15 protein-coding genes are annotated in these 14,766 nt (G+C 45.9%); 11 read left to right on the forward strand and 4 right to left on the reverse strand.

Features of this window, described 5'->3' with window-relative positions:
- Positions 1-25 precede the first annotated feature (25 nt).
- From folP to HRE53_RS00935, 5 genes are all read left to right on the forward strand, one after another.
- Positions 26-886 carry a dihydropteroate synthase gene (folP, locus tag HRE53_RS00915; RefSeq protein WP_235108732.1) on the forward strand — a complete coding sequence of 287 codons (861 nt, stop codon included), beginning with the start codon at positions 26-28 and terminating at the stop codon, positions 884-886.
- A gap of 92 nt (positions 887-978) precedes the next feature.
- A complete protein-coding gene (locus HRE53_RS00920; RefSeq protein ID WP_212661793.1) occupies positions 979-1,143 on the forward strand; it encodes a hypothetical protein in 165 nt (54 codons plus the stop codon).
- Between the two features lie 160 nt (positions 1,144-1,303).
- On the forward strand, positions 1,304-1,792 hold the full coding sequence (locus HRE53_RS00925; protein ID WP_235108733.1) for a hypothetical protein: 489 nt from the start codon (positions 1,304-1,306) through the stop codon (positions 1,790-1,792).
- A 399-nt stretch (positions 1,793-2,191) separates the two neighbouring features.
- Complete coding sequence (locus HRE53_RS00930; protein WP_235108734.1) at positions 2,192-2,371, forward strand: hypothetical protein; 180 nt, start codon at positions 2,192-2,194, stop codon at positions 2,369-2,371.
- Between the two features lie 87 nt (positions 2,372-2,458).
- Positions 2,459-3,385, forward strand: a complete 927-nt coding sequence (locus HRE53_RS00935) for an SUMF1/EgtB/PvdO family nonheme iron enzyme (RefSeq protein ID WP_235108735.1) — start codon at positions 2,459-2,461, stop codon at positions 3,383-3,385.
- A gap of 50 nt (positions 3,386-3,435) precedes the next feature.
- Here the strand turns inward: HRE53_RS00935 and HRE53_RS00940 are convergent, their stop codons facing one another.
- Positions 3,436-3,810 carry an STAS domain-containing protein gene (locus HRE53_RS00940; RefSeq protein ID WP_235108736.1) on the reverse strand — a complete coding sequence of 125 codons (375 nt, stop codon included), beginning with the start codon at positions 3,808-3,810 and terminating at the stop codon, positions 3,436-3,438.
- Positions 3,811-4,206: 396 nt separating this feature from the next.
- Here HRE53_RS00940 and HRE53_RS00945 point away from each other — a divergent pair, with 396 nt between their 5' ends.
- Together HRE53_RS00945 and HRE53_RS00950 are read left to right on the forward strand one after the other, a co-directional pair.
- A complete protein-coding gene (locus tag HRE53_RS00945) occupies positions 4,207-4,938 on the forward strand; it encodes a J domain-containing protein (protein ID WP_235108737.1) in 732 nt (243 codons plus the stop codon).
- A gap of 1,106 nt (positions 4,939-6,044) precedes the next feature.
- Complete coding sequence (locus HRE53_RS00950) at positions 6,045-6,587, forward strand: transposase (protein WP_235108738.1); 543 nt, start codon at positions 6,045-6,047, stop codon at positions 6,585-6,587.
- Positions 6,588-6,609: 22 nt separating this feature from the next.
- Here the strand turns inward: HRE53_RS00950 and HRE53_RS00955 are convergent, their stop codons facing one another.
- Together HRE53_RS00955 and HRE53_RS00960 are read right to left on the reverse strand one after the other, a co-directional pair.
- Entirely contained in the window at positions 6,610-7,653 is a 1,044-nt protein-coding gene (locus HRE53_RS00955) for a CHAD domain-containing protein (protein WP_235108739.1), read from the reverse strand.
- 462 nt (positions 7,654-8,115) lie between these two features.
- The gene (locus HRE53_RS00960; protein ID WP_212661801.1) at positions 8,116-8,385 is read right to left on the reverse strand and encodes a hypothetical protein; all 270 of its coding nucleotides are present in this window, start codon (positions 8,383-8,385) and stop codon (positions 8,116-8,118) included.
- Positions 8,386-8,653: 268 nt separating this feature from the next.
- On the opposite strand from HRE53_RS00960, the gene HRE53_RS00965 reads away from it, so the two are divergent.
- The 4 genes from HRE53_RS00965 (at position 8,654) to pstB (ending at position 12,594) form a co-directional block, all read left to right on the forward strand.
- On the forward strand, positions 8,654-9,667 hold the full coding sequence (locus tag HRE53_RS00965) for a PstS family phosphate ABC transporter substrate-binding protein (RefSeq protein WP_315876531.1): 1,014 nt from the start codon (positions 8,654-8,656) through the stop codon (positions 9,665-9,667).
- Between the two features lie 141 nt (positions 9,668-9,808).
- Complete coding sequence (gene pstC, locus HRE53_RS00970; protein WP_235111015.1) at positions 9,809-10,705, forward strand: phosphate ABC transporter permease subunit PstC; 897 nt, start codon at positions 9,809-9,811, stop codon at positions 10,703-10,705.
- The gene (gene pstA, locus HRE53_RS00975; RefSeq protein ID WP_212661803.1) at positions 10,702-11,637 is read left to right on the forward strand and encodes a phosphate ABC transporter permease PstA; all 936 of its coding nucleotides are present in this window, start codon (positions 10,702-10,704) and stop codon (positions 11,635-11,637) included. The genes pstC and pstA overlap by 4 nt, the downstream gene beginning before the upstream one ends.
- Positions 11,638-11,790: 153 nt before the next feature.
- Positions 11,791-12,594 (forward strand): phosphate ABC transporter ATP-binding protein PstB, encoded by an 804-nt coding sequence (gene pstB / locus HRE53_RS00980; RefSeq protein WP_212666280.1) that lies wholly within the window; start codon positions 11,791-11,793, stop codon positions 12,592-12,594.
- A gap of 85 nt (positions 12,595-12,679) precedes the next feature.
- Here the strand turns inward: pstB and HRE53_RS00985 are convergent, their stop codons facing one another.
- Entirely contained in the window at positions 12,680-14,701 is a 2,022-nt protein-coding gene (locus HRE53_RS00985) for a calcium-binding protein (protein ID WP_235108741.1), read from the reverse strand.
- Between the last annotated feature and the right edge of the window lie 65 nt (positions 14,702-14,766).

Raw genomic sequence — 14,766 nt, forward strand, 5'->3', positions numbered from 1 at the left:
TTCTCGTCCCTTTCCTTCTATACCTATGAATGCTCCTGCCCAAATTCCAGCCTGGACTCTTCGTAATCACACCTTCGCTTGGGGAACTCGTACCTATTTAATGGGAATTTTGAACGTTACCCCGGATAGTTTCAGTGATGGTGGCCAATTTAACTCCCAATCTGCAGCCCTATCACAGGCCCATCATCTTATAGAAGCCGGTATCGACATTCTCGATATTGGGGGTCAATCCACTCGTCCTCAAGCCATTGAAATTGCTGAGGGAGAGGAATTGGCTCGAGTTATTCCCGTCATCGAAGCCATCCGGTCTGAACTAGACGTTCCCATTTCGGTGGATACCACACGAGCCTCCGTAGCAGCGGCTGCGATCGCAGCCGGAGCCGATCTCGTCAATGATGTCTCTGGTGGCATTCACGATCCACAGATGCTGTCGACCGTTGCCAATCTGAACGTTCCGATTATTTTGATGCATAGGCGAGGCACACCTCAAACCATGCAGCAATTCACAAACTATGAGAACTTGATTCAGGACATTATTGATTTCTTGAAACAGCAAATTGATGCTGCCCTGGCCGCAGGTATCTCTAAAGATTTCCTGGCGATCGATCCAGGCATTGGGTTTGCTAAAACCGGGCCTCAGAATTTAGCATTGCTGCGCCAAATCGCCCAATTTCAAGTCTTAGGCTGTCCGATTTTGGTGGGACCTTCCCGTAAAAGCTTTATTGGTCACATCTTGAATCAGCCGGATCCACAACAACGAGTATGGGGCACTGCTGCCGCCTGTTGTGCAGCCATTCAAGGTGGAGCGGACATCCTGCGCATTCATGATGGAGCAGCCATGGGAGAGGTTTGCCAGGTGGCAGATGCAATTTGGCGAACCGTGTGATCGATTAAAGTCCTTTTGTTAAGATTGACTTAGAGCGTCTCTGGCTTTTATTCTGAGACTAAAGTAAACTTTCTTAACATTTCCGGATCACCATGATTGAACCCAGCCGCGTTCCAAACCAAATTTCTTACAAGTTTGGATTCAATGACTTTGCAGAACGGTTTGGCGGTCGTGCTGCCATGATTGCATTTATTGCCGCTCTTATCTTTGAAGCCGTCACAGGCCAAGGAATTTTTTCTTACCTGGGTTTAGCCTAATCTTCACCGCCTTCTACTGAGAAGTCTTCACATCCATACTCTCGATAATCCTGAGCAGTGCCCTTTCGGCTTGTTCAGGATTGTTCTGTATATTGACTGCAATCGGGAACGACTTATCCTATTGACCGCGTCTTAACTCTAAAGTTAACTGTCCCCAACTATGGCCAACCTCTTTCTCTACTCAACCCTCGCCGCTTTGCAAAGCAGCGTCCTCCTTCCCAGTCCTGCCCTCTCTTCTAATATTCTGATCGCAAAAAAAGATAAAAAGCCGCCCGCTGCATTGGTGACGAAAGTAGAGATATTGAAAGAGAACTTTGCCGACACCTGGTTCTATACTCTACGGGGCAGTTTAAAGAATCAGTCAGATGCCTCAATCTTGACCCCCTTAATCTATTACGAAATTTATTCCGAAGAAACCGACAAGATCATTGAAGCGGGCACAGCCGAAATTGAACCAAAGATCTTGACAGCAGGCACAGCAGGCAGCTTTCAAAAAGAACTCAATACCGCTGGCAAAATCAGAATTACGTTGGTGCAGTGGCAGCAAGTCGACAAAGCCATTAAATCCCATAAACAGATGGAGTTCTTTCCCTTAGAAACTGGGGGGGCAGCTGCAGAGGAAGAACCCGGAAATCAACCGTCTCCCTAATTCACGTTAAATCCTTGCTTGTTTCTCAGACTTTCATCAGCCAATACTCAGATTCCCTGTCTACTATCAAAGTAGATTAACTTCTCACACCAAGGAGTCTGCCCAGGGGAGCCATTCCCTGGGTTTCGTTGTAATCGCTAGAATTTCTTGATGAATGGATCTGTATGGGGAATATTGACCCTATAAAATTAAAATTAGCCTGATTTTTCTTCGATCAGCGTCACATTTTTGTCCTAACGACTGTCACTGCTTCTTGCCTAAGTCCTCCTTAGTGTATGAAGTATCGAATCAGGAAGCAGCCATGAATACCGTCACTCATCCCCCCTTCCATTTCATCCAACGCCCCAGTCAAAAGTATTTTTTCCAGTAAGACCTTTTGGGGAATCGCCTTTACTACTGTTGCCGCCGTTGCCCCCCATCGTCGGCAACAGCGTTGATGCCGGCAAAATTACGGGCAGCGATATTTCCCAAATGGTGGTGATTCTCTGTGGCACAGGCGCAACGCTAGTGGGACGAATCGAAGCCGGGAATGTCTATACACCAGACCTAATGCCAGGTCCAAATAAGACTGATATGTAGTCCCAGCTTCAGTCAGACTTCCCCGCCGATCTTTTGGAGACTGGCCCCTTAAGATAAAGAGGGCTAATCTCAATCCTTCGGAGCCTTATGCATCAAACCTTCTACCTCAAACTATCCCTGATGGGACTGCTGACTTTGACTCAGCTATTGGGTTGTCAGTCTGGGGTAAAGCCATCGTCTTTGACACCCACCCGTTGCGAACAAGAGGGAGATTTCGTTTGGATTGAGGCGGGAGACTATATTTTAGGCAGCGATCGCCAAGAACGAGATTATGCATATCGCATCTCAGCAGCAGCTGCGGCCCAGCAACCGGATAAGCGAGCCAAAGCTGAAGCCAGTTTACGCCAAAGGGGTTGGTTCGATGGAGAACCGGATCGGCAGGTGCGATCGCAACCCTCAGTTTGCCTAGGCAAAAACCTGATCACCAATGCTGAATATCAAGCCTTTGTGAAAGCAACGGGGCATCGAGCGCCTTTCATTTCTGCGGGTGATTATCAAAAACAAGGGTTTCTCGTCCATCCCTATGCCTCCGTCAAACCCTACCTTTGGCAAGATCAACGTTTTCCATCGGGCAAAGACCAGCATCCTGTTGTTTTAGTGTCTTACCCAGATGCCCAAGCCTTTGCCCAATGGCGAGGCCAACAAGATGGACAATCTTATCGCTTACCCACTGCCTTAGAGTGGGAACAAGCCGCCCGAGGTAACGATGGCCGCTACTTCCCTTGGGGCAATGAATGGCAAGCCGATGCCACCAACTGGGCCAACCATGGCGGACTGCAAACGAGTGAGATCGCAACTTATCCCCTTAGCCGGAGCCCTGCCAGGGTAGAAGACATGGCAGGGAATGTCTTTGAATATACGTCTACCCTAACTCAACAGGTTATTCGCCAGGTAGTTGTGATGAAGGGCTGCTCGTGGGATGATTCACCAGGCTTTTGTCGAGCAGCTTACCAGCATTCTCGTCCCCAACATTCACGCCATATTTTATTCGGCTTTCGCTTAGTCAAAGAATAAAGGCTCTAGCACTCCAGCTCTACTTGATCTTGAACGAATCTGGAAGCGGCTTAAAACTCAGGGAGTTGAATCGATCGATCTTGAGCCAATCGCTGGGAGTAGGGGATGGCATCCTTAATACAGTCTGCCAGGGTTGCATGAGTTCCGACGATTTGGGTTAATCCGGTCTTGTGGAGATTCTGAACCACATGGGACTGAGGCGAATACAACATTAATCGCTTTCCTTGCCGATGGGAGATCCGAAAAGCGCCAAATAAAATACCTAAGCCTCCGCTATCTAAGCGCGTGACTTTTTCCAAATTGATTAGGATCACCTCAACCCGAGATTGAACCAGCTCATAGATATGCTGATAAAACACGTCTTGGGTTGTGGAAGTGAGATGTTGAGGGGGGTGAACAATACAGAAGCTCGGTAGTTGCTTCACAATCGGTACCTGCTACAGACAGCAGTAGAGACAATCAAACCAAACCATTCGTCTATCTGTTGAGTTGTAGTGGCAGTCTACCAAACCTTGGTTCCTCACCTAAGTTTAGTGACAATGCTTAAACCTCCGCGATCAGTCTTTCGTTACCTGCCTTATTCAGACCCTCAATATTGGCCTCGTTGATGCTGGATGTTGACCCATCAAATTCCGGCAAATCCGCAAACAGTCTATTGTTGCGGACTTAGAGTTGATGCTACTGTGGTTCAACGTGAATATATTTGCTCATGGTGAAAGAAATTTGTTGGAAGTGACAACTATAGAGGTGGAACTGAGAAATCGAGCATCACTCCAGGTGATCTAACTTCAATTAAGGGTTTTCTGACTTTAACAAAACACATGGATATTGCAGACTGCTATCGCCTGCTACAACTTACTTCTAGAGCCAATTTAGAAGACCTCAAAGCCTCATACCGTCGGCTAGCAAGGCAATGGCACCCAGATATCAATCCGGGTGATGCACTCGCCCATGAGAAGTTTATTCAGGTCACCGAAGCTTATAAAACGCTCCAAAAAATTATTCCTCCTGCTCTAGATAACAGCACCGTTCCTGCATCTGTTCCACCCAGAACGGCAGCGAAGCCCCGCTCAGCCCCTTCAGTCAGAGTCTCAACCCAGCCGACCAAATCGCCCCCCGCCCCCGCAACAGCCCCCAGCGCCAGGCTCAACCCCCAAGTATCTACTCCCAAACCAAGAGTAACTGTTGACCAGCAGCCCGCCCCTCAGCCGAAACCTGCCTCTACGACAACCGCTAGAAAAACCCCTCTTTCACCTACAGAAATCAAGCTGAAGGTGGATTCTTACAAGCAACTTCAAGATTTAATTCAACGACAGAGATTCCCTAGAGCCGTTGCGCTCATTGAAGCCCTAGCCCAACGACTTCCTCAAGATGTGGAAGTAAGACAATGGCAGGCCATTATTTACCAATCTTGGGGACGTCAGCTGATACGTGAACGAAAACTCAATCAAGCTAGAGCCTATTTAAAGAAAGCTTTGAATACAGATCCTCACAATAAGGCTCTTTGGGCTGAAATTGAGCTGGACTTTAAGAAAATAGAAATGGCTTTTTAATATCCTGTGCGTTCCTGGTGGATGAAAAAGGTTGGGATGTTAGGAATTAAATATCATACTGATCTGCACTAACTAGATTTTGTACTACACCCATCACAAGAGACCTGTGATGTCTGGGCAAGTCGTTGTGATTTCAAGCCCCTTTTCTTAAGGGCAGCTATTCTACCGATAAAACCGGCCCTAGAACATGATCTAGCCCACACAAATTTGCAGATAATATCTCTATTGGTTTGTGGGATACATCGCTTAGAAGTTTATTGTTAAGTGTTTTCATAGAAGTATCTTATTAGAGGATATTTCCATGAAACAGTTACTAGGTAGTCTAGCTATTTTCTCTACTCTGGTTTCTTCCCTTGGAGGGTTTGGCACTGAAGCTTTTGCCCAGTCCAATCGTTCAGTCCCCCAATCGTAGAACGGTCCATCGATAGTCTAAGCTCTACCGTCTCAATGGTCATAACCTTTTCTTTCATTTTTAACCAACTAAAAGATTTTTTAGTTGTGGGAGTAGTGGCTCTTTCTCATTCTAAAAACGTTTTTTCGGCTAGTCTCTAGGTACCGATAATGACACCATCGGTCCTGGATATGTCGTTCAGCAGAGTCAGTTTCTGTCTGGTGAAAATATATTGGCCGCATAACCCTAGTTCAGCAAGACGATCCCAGGTCCAATTTTCAGCCTACTTCTACCCAATGGGCTTAATTTGAAAAGCAATTTGATTGATTGAACGGTAGATCATCAGGCCAACGAGACTCAGTCTAACTAAGACTGAGTCTCGTCTTTTGTATCCGTTGTATAACGAATGTCAGCTTTCAATATATTTTCTCTCAATTAGTAAGAAATACGCACATTTACTGATGGCAATCAACAAAGTTAGTTTCCATCAATAGGTACATAATTTATATAATTATTTTTTTCTATTTTGTATCGAAAGAAACGACATCTAATCAAAGTATTTGCCATAATTGAATCATAAATTAACTAACAGTAAGTAATAGTAATGTTATTTATTAAGTATATTTATATCCTTTAGATTTCCCGTTCAAATGGGCACTCTAAGAGTAATGCATTCATCTTCTCTACTCTTTTCAACAACAATAGCCTTCCTATCGTGTCTCAAACTTTAACCCTCTCTCCCCCTTCTGCCCCTACTCTTCAATCTACTTTTCCTCAAACAGAGACTTACTTCATTACCCTCTGTACTCATGAGCGAGAGTGCTTATTTGGCGAAATTATTGCCGGTGAGATGCAGCTCAATGATTTAGGCACATTAGTTGCAGATGAATGGCAAGCCTCTTTTGAGCAAAGTTCCGATTTCGACCTCCACCATTGGGTGATGATGCCGAACCATATTCACGGCATTATTGGCGCTGCGAACTCAGGCCCTCAGGATTTGGCCCAACAGCCCCTCGTTCAGAAAACGAAGGTGCGATCGCATTCCTTAATCAAGTGGATCTCCTCCTTTAAAGGGATAGCCAGCCAACGCATTAAACATCTGAGAAACTTGCCCCATCAACCCCTTTGGCAACAAGAGGTCGATCAACATATCATTCCTCATCGGTTTGCCTTTCACACCTTCCATCAATACATCACCACTAACCCCCATGCCTGGGATTGGGATAAATTGCATCCAGACAGCCCAGCCCTAACCTAACAAGCACCCATCCGTTTCTTTCCTAATTAGGCTGAGATCCGGTAGCCATGAATTCGAGGGAGGGTGACATCACACGGCGGCTTAGGGTCCGGCGGAATTTTGGATCCAAATACTTCAGCTGTAGGGCTTGCCATTTTTTCCAATTTCTAAACCGCTCCTCCTGCAAGAGTTTAGCTAGAGAAGGAAGCTGATCTGACCAATATATTCCCAATTCTCCCACCAAAAACTCACTTAAGACGGCCTCATCTTGAAATACTCCCAATAATTCCTGTAAAGATCTAAATCCTTGGGTTTGAGCCTGATAAGTCTGTCCAAAAAAAGGAATAAAAAACTCTGTTTGATAACGCACCCGTTTCATTTGTTTTCGCAAGTCATGCAGATCGGGTCCCTCTTGGATAAAAACCTGATCTAAGGTTTCCATACTCATACCAACCATCGGATAGATCCGCCCTTCAAGAGTCTCAGTAGCCACCAACCACCCTGGATGCAAAAAGAGTTGGCTAAGAAGAGGCAATAACAAATCCGGAACCACGTCTAACACAGGCATTGCTGCAACACTTTGGAATTGTGGTTTTTTTAGCCAATCCCCATAAGCAGCAACAAACTGGCGATAGATTTTGCTTTTAAATAACTTAGGAAGTTGTGAGAACTTCTTCTGACGGCGTTTGTTCAATCGCTCTAAAACATGCTGAATCTGTACGCCTTCATCAGTACTCGTACTCGCAATGGATAAATAATGCTGAAACCAGAGTTGCAAGACATCTAAATCCCGGACCTTCCCTAATTGCCTAGCAATTTTTGTGATGTTGGAGCGCTGAGCAGCATCAGGTAGATCGATAGCTGGGCCAAATACATCGATAGCCGTCCTCAACCGCCTCATGCCCACTCGCATTTGGTGCAAATTTTCTGGATTGCGATCGGCTAACACCCCATCTTGATATTTTGTGGACTTCTTCACATGTTTTTGAATCGCCCAATAGGCCACTTCGCCCAAAGATAATTGGGCATCGAACTTTGGAATTTTCGTTTTTGTCGCTTTGGTATGAGATGAGGATTGAGTTCTCATATCTAGCTAGGCTCATCCTTTCAAGACTGGAGCAAAGACTATTCTATAGAAGGGACTCAGCATGGAAGTGACATGCTGCAGTATCTGCAGGATTCTTAGATCCAGTAGGAACTGGGTATGACAAAAAAGAATCGATAAATCCTGTTACAGAAAGGCCAGCCTTATATTAACTTGGTCTTAACCCTGCAGGATGTTTGCCTAGACACCATTGGCGTAAACATCACTGATTCCTAAATACAGATAAAATAATAGAATACTCAAGTATCAGCGAGACTGAAGGATAAAAAATAGGATATTAGCAGAAATTTCCTGATACTGAATCAGATATTAACTTAACAAGAGAATAATCAAAGATTAAATATTTGATTATCCTAAGCACATTCATTATTTTCAGGAAAAAAATATTCAGACTTTCTTTATCAGAGTTAATATTTTCTTAGTGCTAGTTAAATCAACACATCCTCATTCCAGTTGATCTTGACCTATCTGTAAGTTGTTTTTACTCTTTTTGAGTTGTTTCCATAGTCGCTTAATATCTTTGTAGGCCTGCAAAGAAGAAATTTTTCCTGATGTTTCCAAGGCACAAATAAAATTAATTTTTTGAGCGAATTCTTGAAGATTTGCATTAAATGCAAGCTTTTCAGGAGTAAAATCCCCTCTATACTTACTACGAGGGTATAAATAGCGATATTTGCTATCAGATCGGTCTTTAGGAGTATGTGGTGTAGTCAAACAAATACTATGCAGTAACTTTTATTGCTTTTTTATTCTAGCTAATTCAGCTTTTTTTAAAGTAATTTATTTGCACTAATAGCTCAAAATCAATTCTGAAGTTTGCCAGAAATTACTGCATATTACCTATACAATTTAGCGTTCCTTATTAACAATTTAACCTATTCTTTACCTTGAGCAGATATTCTCCAACGGAATGTAGAATGTTCTTACTTATTTCGTGAGTGGTTAGGGAGTTTTGTAACCTATGTTTCTGAAACATAAATCGATGAATTTATTACGCTATGTTTCCCTAGCTTTTTTGGTTGCTAGCGTATCTGCTTGTACAGGTAGTGATACCCCCAGTGATAGCTCTTCTATCACTGGCTCTGATGCTGATCTATCAGGGAAGATTACGGTGGATGGATCTAGTACTGTCCTGCTTATCTCTGAAGCCATGGCTGAAGAATTTCAGGCTGTTAATAAGGATGTCAAGATTACCGTTGGAAAATCGGGTACAGGTGGGGGTTTCAAGAAATTCTGTACCGGTAAAACTGAAATTTCTGATGCATCCCGCCCCATCAAGCAAAAAGAGATTGATTTATGTGCCGAGGGTGGCGTTGAGTACGTAGAAATCCCCGTTGCCTTTGATGCACTGTCAGTCGTGGTCAACAAGGACAATGACTGGGCTGCATGCATGACCGTAGACGAGTTAAAGACGGGCTGGGAAAAGGCTGCACAAGGCAAGATCAGTAAGTGGAATCAAATCAATCCCAAGTATCCAGATGCACCATTGACCTTACTAGGCCCTGGTACTGACTCCGGTACGTTTGACTATTTCAATGAAGCCATCACTGGCGAGGAAGGTAGCCGAGGCGATTTCGCCACCAGTGAAGACGACAACACCATTGTTCGTGGAGTTGCGGGTGACAAAAATGCCATGGGCTATTTTGGCTATGCCTACTATGAAGAGAACAAAGATACTCTCAAAGCAGTTGAAGTGGATGGAGGCGATGGATGTGTCGCCCCTAGTGATGCCACTGTTTTAGATGGGACTTACTCTCCTCTTGCCCGTCCCCTCTTTATCTATGTCAGCAAGTCCGCCCTGGATCGTCCAGAGGTCAAGGCTTTTATCGAGTTCTATATGAATGTCAAGAATAAAGAGCTGGTGACAGAGGTGGGTTACTTCCCCTTGCCCGACGATATCTACGGCAAAGCTTTGGCTCGTGTTCAGGAAGGTAAGACAGGCACTGCTTTCCCTGGCGGAAAGACCGTTGGTGTTAAGCTCGCCGACGTCCTCTAAATAAAAATCCATTAAATGGGGATTCTGTGTGTAGGCATTGATCTATTCAGAATCCCCATTTAATTGGAAAATTATCTTATCCAGATTGGATTGATCATGCATACTGAATCCACCTCGCTCCCTCCCCCTAAAGATTCCCAGATGTGGAAACCGAAGCGGGCGTTTAGCATTTGGTCTGAACGACTTGTAAAATATATATTTGCCAGCTTTGCTTTAATCTCCATTGCCACCACGGCAGGTATTGTTGGCACCCTAATTTTCGAGACCATAGAGTTTTTCAGAGAGATCCCCTTGATTCGGTTTTTAACCGACACTCAATGGACGCCCTTGTTTAGTGATCAATTCGGCATCTTTGTTTTAATCAGCGCCACCTTCATGACCTCGCTGATCGCATTGTTGGTCGCTTTGCCGATTGGCCTATTGGCTGCCATCTGCCTGAGTGAATATGCCTCACCCAAAATTCGGAAGTGGTTGAAACCAGCCTTGGAAATCTTGGCTGGCATCCCCACCGTGGTCTATGGCTATTTTGCTTTGCTATTCGTCACCCCATTGCTGCAGAGTATCGTTCCAGGCTTAAAGATTTTCAACTCTCTTAGTGCTGGTTTGGTCATGGGATTCGCCATTATGCCTTTAGTGGCATCTCTTAGTGAAGATGCCATTTATGCGGTTCCTCAAAGCCTCCGGCAGGGATCCTATGCTCTGGGAACAACAAAACGAGAAACCGTCACAGGGGTAGTCTTACCCGCCGCTTTATCGGGAATCGTGGCGTCTTGTGTATTGGCTATCTCCCGAGCAGTGGGTGAAACCATGATCGTGACCGTAGCTGCAGGCGCTTCCCCGGTGCTGACGTTAGATCCTCGAGTGTCTGTTCAGACCATGACTTCTTTTATTGTCCAGGCGACCTTTGGTGATAATCCCGTCGGTACGATTGGCTATAAAACATTATTTGTCGTCGGCATGACGCTCTTTCTGATTACCTTTTGCCTAAACATGTTTAGCTTCTGGTTTGTTCGCCGTTTCCAGGAGAAATACGAATGACTTTGTCGAATCCCAGTAATTTATCCGATCTTCCAGGCAGTGGAAATGAGCAGTTTAAGCCTGCGTTGAAAACCCGCTATCGGTGGGATCGTATTTTTGAACTACTCACCTGGCTTGCCACCCTTATTAGTTTGGTGGTGTTGGTGACGTTGCTCTTCGATGTAATGAGTGATGGCCTCAGTAGTATTGACTTAGACTTTATAAAAAATCCACCGTCCCGTAAGGCCGAGCGTGCAGGACTATGGCCCGCTCTGATGGGTACTGTTTGGCTTCTGGGAATCACGGCAGCATTCGCATTCCCCATTGGGGTGGGGTCTGGCATCTTTTTAGAAGAGTTTGCACCTGATAATTGGTTTACTCGAGCGATTGAGATTAATGTTGGCAATTTAGCGGCGGTGCCCTCCATTGTGTATGGTCTTTTGGGGCTGACGGTTTTTGTGGACATTTTGCGACCCATTACCGGTGGCACTAGCGTATTAGCAGGAGGCCTGACCCTCGCTTTACTAATCTTGCCGATCATCATTGTGAGTACGCGAGAAGCCTTGCGAGCAGTCCCTAGCAGTTTGCGCCAGGGAGGATTTGCCCTGGGAGCAACCCGTTGGCAAGTGATTCGTGAGTTGGTTTTTGCTCAATCTCTTCCCGGTATCTTGACCGGAACCATTCTGGCCCTGTCCCGTGCCATCGGTGAAACGGCTCCTATCTTGGTGGTGGGTGCTGCAGGGTATATTGCTTTTGCACCGCCTCTATCTCTAGAAGGTTTGCAGTCTGACTTTACGGCACTACCTATCCAAGTTTATGTCTGGATTTCCCGTGCTCAGAAAAGCTTTGAGCCCATTGCAGCTGGGGGTATCCTGGTTTTGTTAGTAGTATTACTGCTGATGAATACAACGGCTATTCTTCTGCGTAATAAGTTCCAGAATCAAAAACTATAGTTTTTCTCATTTTCCTGGTTGAAGATCGATATGTTATTTCCTTCCTTAATCCAGTAATAAGCTGTGTTCTTTAAGGTGAAATAAGAACACTAGATTTACGCTCACTGATAAGCTTGTGGATACTAAGCCATGACTAACCTTGCCGACTCACCTATGACCTCTGATTCCAGACCAGTCACTGAACAGCCCGCGCTAAAGATGGAAGGAGTTTCCGTTTATTACGGTTCTACCCCGGCTGTTCGTGAAGTTTTTCTAGATATTCCAGCTAATCAAATTACGGCTTTCATTGGGCCTTCTGGTTGTGGCAAAAGCACCGTTTTGCGCTGTTTTAATCGCACAAATGATTTGATCCCTAGTGCGAAGGTCAAGGGCAATGTCTTTTTCCGAGGCGTTAATCTCTATAGCAAGAAAGTCGACCCGGTTGAAGTCCGACGCCGGATTGGTATGGTATTTCAAAAGCCGAATCCCTTTCCTAAGTCTATCTACGAAAATATTGCCTTCGGCGCTCGCATCAATGGCTTTCAGGGCGATATGGATCAGTTGGTAGAACGCTCTTTGCGTAAGGCTGCCATTTGGGATGAGGTGAAGGATAAGCTCAAGCAGAGTGGGTTATCTCTGTCTGGAGGTCAGCAGCAGCGGTTATGTATTGCTCGTGCGATCGCAATCCAACCCGAAGTCATCCTTATGGACGAACCCTGCTCAGCCCTGGATCCCATTTCAACCCTGCGAATTGAAGAACTGATGCAGGAACTAAAAGAGCAGTACACTATTGTGATCGTCACTCACAACATGCAGCAGGCGTCTCGGGTTTCAGACAAGACCGCCTTTTTCAATGCGGAACCCACTGAGCAAGGCGGCAAGCTGGGGTATTTGGTGGAATTTAACGATACCGTCACCATCTTCACCAATCCCAAGCAAGATTACACCCGCGATTACGTCTCAGGTCGGTTTGGTTAGTGCAGGCATTCACAAGAAACAGAGGAAGCAGGGGGATCTAGCTTCCTCTGTATTGTTTCAACTGACTGAGTGAGTACCTAGGGATTTAGACCAGCGCTTCCAGTTGGGCTTCCGCAGCATTAATGGCACTTCGACTGCCAAAAACCCTAATGCTATCCTCTCCACTCAAATCAATATTTAAGCCGCCCGTAACTCGCGAGAAAGTAATGGATCCACCAGCTCCCAGGTAATCATCGAAATTGAAGGAATCCTGTGCTTGGAAGTCCAGAATAACATCACGATCAGAGATGCCGTCTAAGAGATCACTTTCAAATCGATAGACATCAGCCCCTCGACCGCCTCGCATCAGATCATTGCCGGTCCCTCCATTGAGGTCATCAGCGCCTCGATTTCCCAGCAAGATATCTCTATCAGCGCCACCAACCAGCCTATCGGCCCCTCTGCCACCGATTAAGTCGTCATCCCCTTTGCCTCCCAGAAGTGTATCGGCTCCTCGGCGCCCCGTTAAGGTATCGTTGCCATCTCCACCATCTAAAATATTGGCCTTGCGATCTCCTGCTAGTCTGTCATTGAAAGTGCTGCCCGTCAGATTCTCAATGCCAACTAAGGTGTCCCCAACGGTTACACCGGGAGCCACATCGTATTGAGCATTACCCGCATTTAAATCAGCTCTGATTTCAAAGGGAATGTCACTAAAATCAGCCGTATCATTGCCACTACCACCATCGATTAGATCATTACCATTGCCGCCTCGGAGGGTATCGTCTCCTGCACCACCGAGGAGCTGGTCATCACCATTGCCACCCGCAAGAAAATCATTCCCCGAGCCCGTGGTTAAGGTATCGTCGCCATTGCCGCCTAGTACCTGCAGATCAGTGGTTGCATCTGCACCATCTAGGACATCGTTACCGTCTCCCGCATTGAACACCACTTTTTCTAGTCCAGTGCCCGATAGGTCACCCACGGTGAACTGGTCGTCTCCGCCATCACTATTGACTTCTAGGGTCTCAACGGTACTGATATCGAGGTCGAATTGGCCCAGATTGACCCGTTTAAACAAGACATCATTGGCCCCAGCGGCCACTTCAAATTCATCGCCTAGATCAGGGCTGCCATTAACTTCGACGGTATCTTGATCGGCACCGCCATCAATCCGATCAGAGCCATCCCCATCATTCCAAATAATCCGATCGTTGCCATCACCCCCGAGTTTGGTGTCATCCCCTTTGTCACCGATAACGGTGTCATCACCAGCGCCTCCATCCAGGAAGTCGTTGCCGTCTCCCCCGCTAATAACATCGTTGCCATCGCCCCCTTGGACAATGTCATTACCACCAAAGGCGAGAATGGCATCGTTACCCCCAAAACCCCGGATAAATTCTCCTCCTGGAGTCCCAGTAAGGACATTATCCTTGTCATCACCATCCTGAGTTTCGGCTGCTTGGGGTTCCCCGTAGATCAGGTCATCAATGACAACGACATCTACTCCATTAGCAGGATCATCATCTGCGCCAATGGGGGTATTGCCGCTAGTAATTTTAACTTTGTATAAATTGCCTTCTGCAAAGGTCGCTCCCAAGAAAGACAACCCTTGAGGATCTGGGTTAACAAACTCAGACTGCAAAAGATTGCCATCGATATCAAAGTACTCAATCTTAGTGCTGTCCGCTAAGTCAACATCCGTAAAGACTGCTCCAAACCCACTAGACGTCGCTCGAACATCGGAACCGGGCACAAAAAATTCTACCTCTGTGACGTTGGAGCCCGAAGGGGTAAACAGTCGAAATTCGCTAAAGGTATCGAACTGATCCGGGTAGGTGGAGTTGAGACTGTCAAATTCATCGTCGGGGGCACCTGGATCACTCGGATCTGGGTTACTCACCCGGAACTCAGAACCCGCGTTGGTCAAAAATTCTGCACCCCGGGTAACGGTTTTGTTGAAAAAATCGGCAGGCATATCAAAAGGGACAATATTGGCATCCCAATTGATTTCCCGTCTGCCGTTGGCAACTGGGCCAAACGTATTGCCATTATTCGACCCACCTAATGCTGCCTGAAAATCGGCCACCACAGACGAAATATCGCCTGTTCCTTCAAATAAAGCCATAGTATTGATCTCCCTGTAACCATTAGAAATTGAGTTTCGTCAGATTTCGCCCATTGAATTCCAGC

The sequence above is a fragment of the Acaryochloris sp. 'Moss Beach' genome, assembly GCF_021497025.1.
Classification (GTDB): domain Bacteria; phylum Cyanobacteriota; class Cyanobacteriia; order Thermosynechococcales; family Thermosynechococcaceae; genus Acaryochloris; species Acaryochloris marina_A.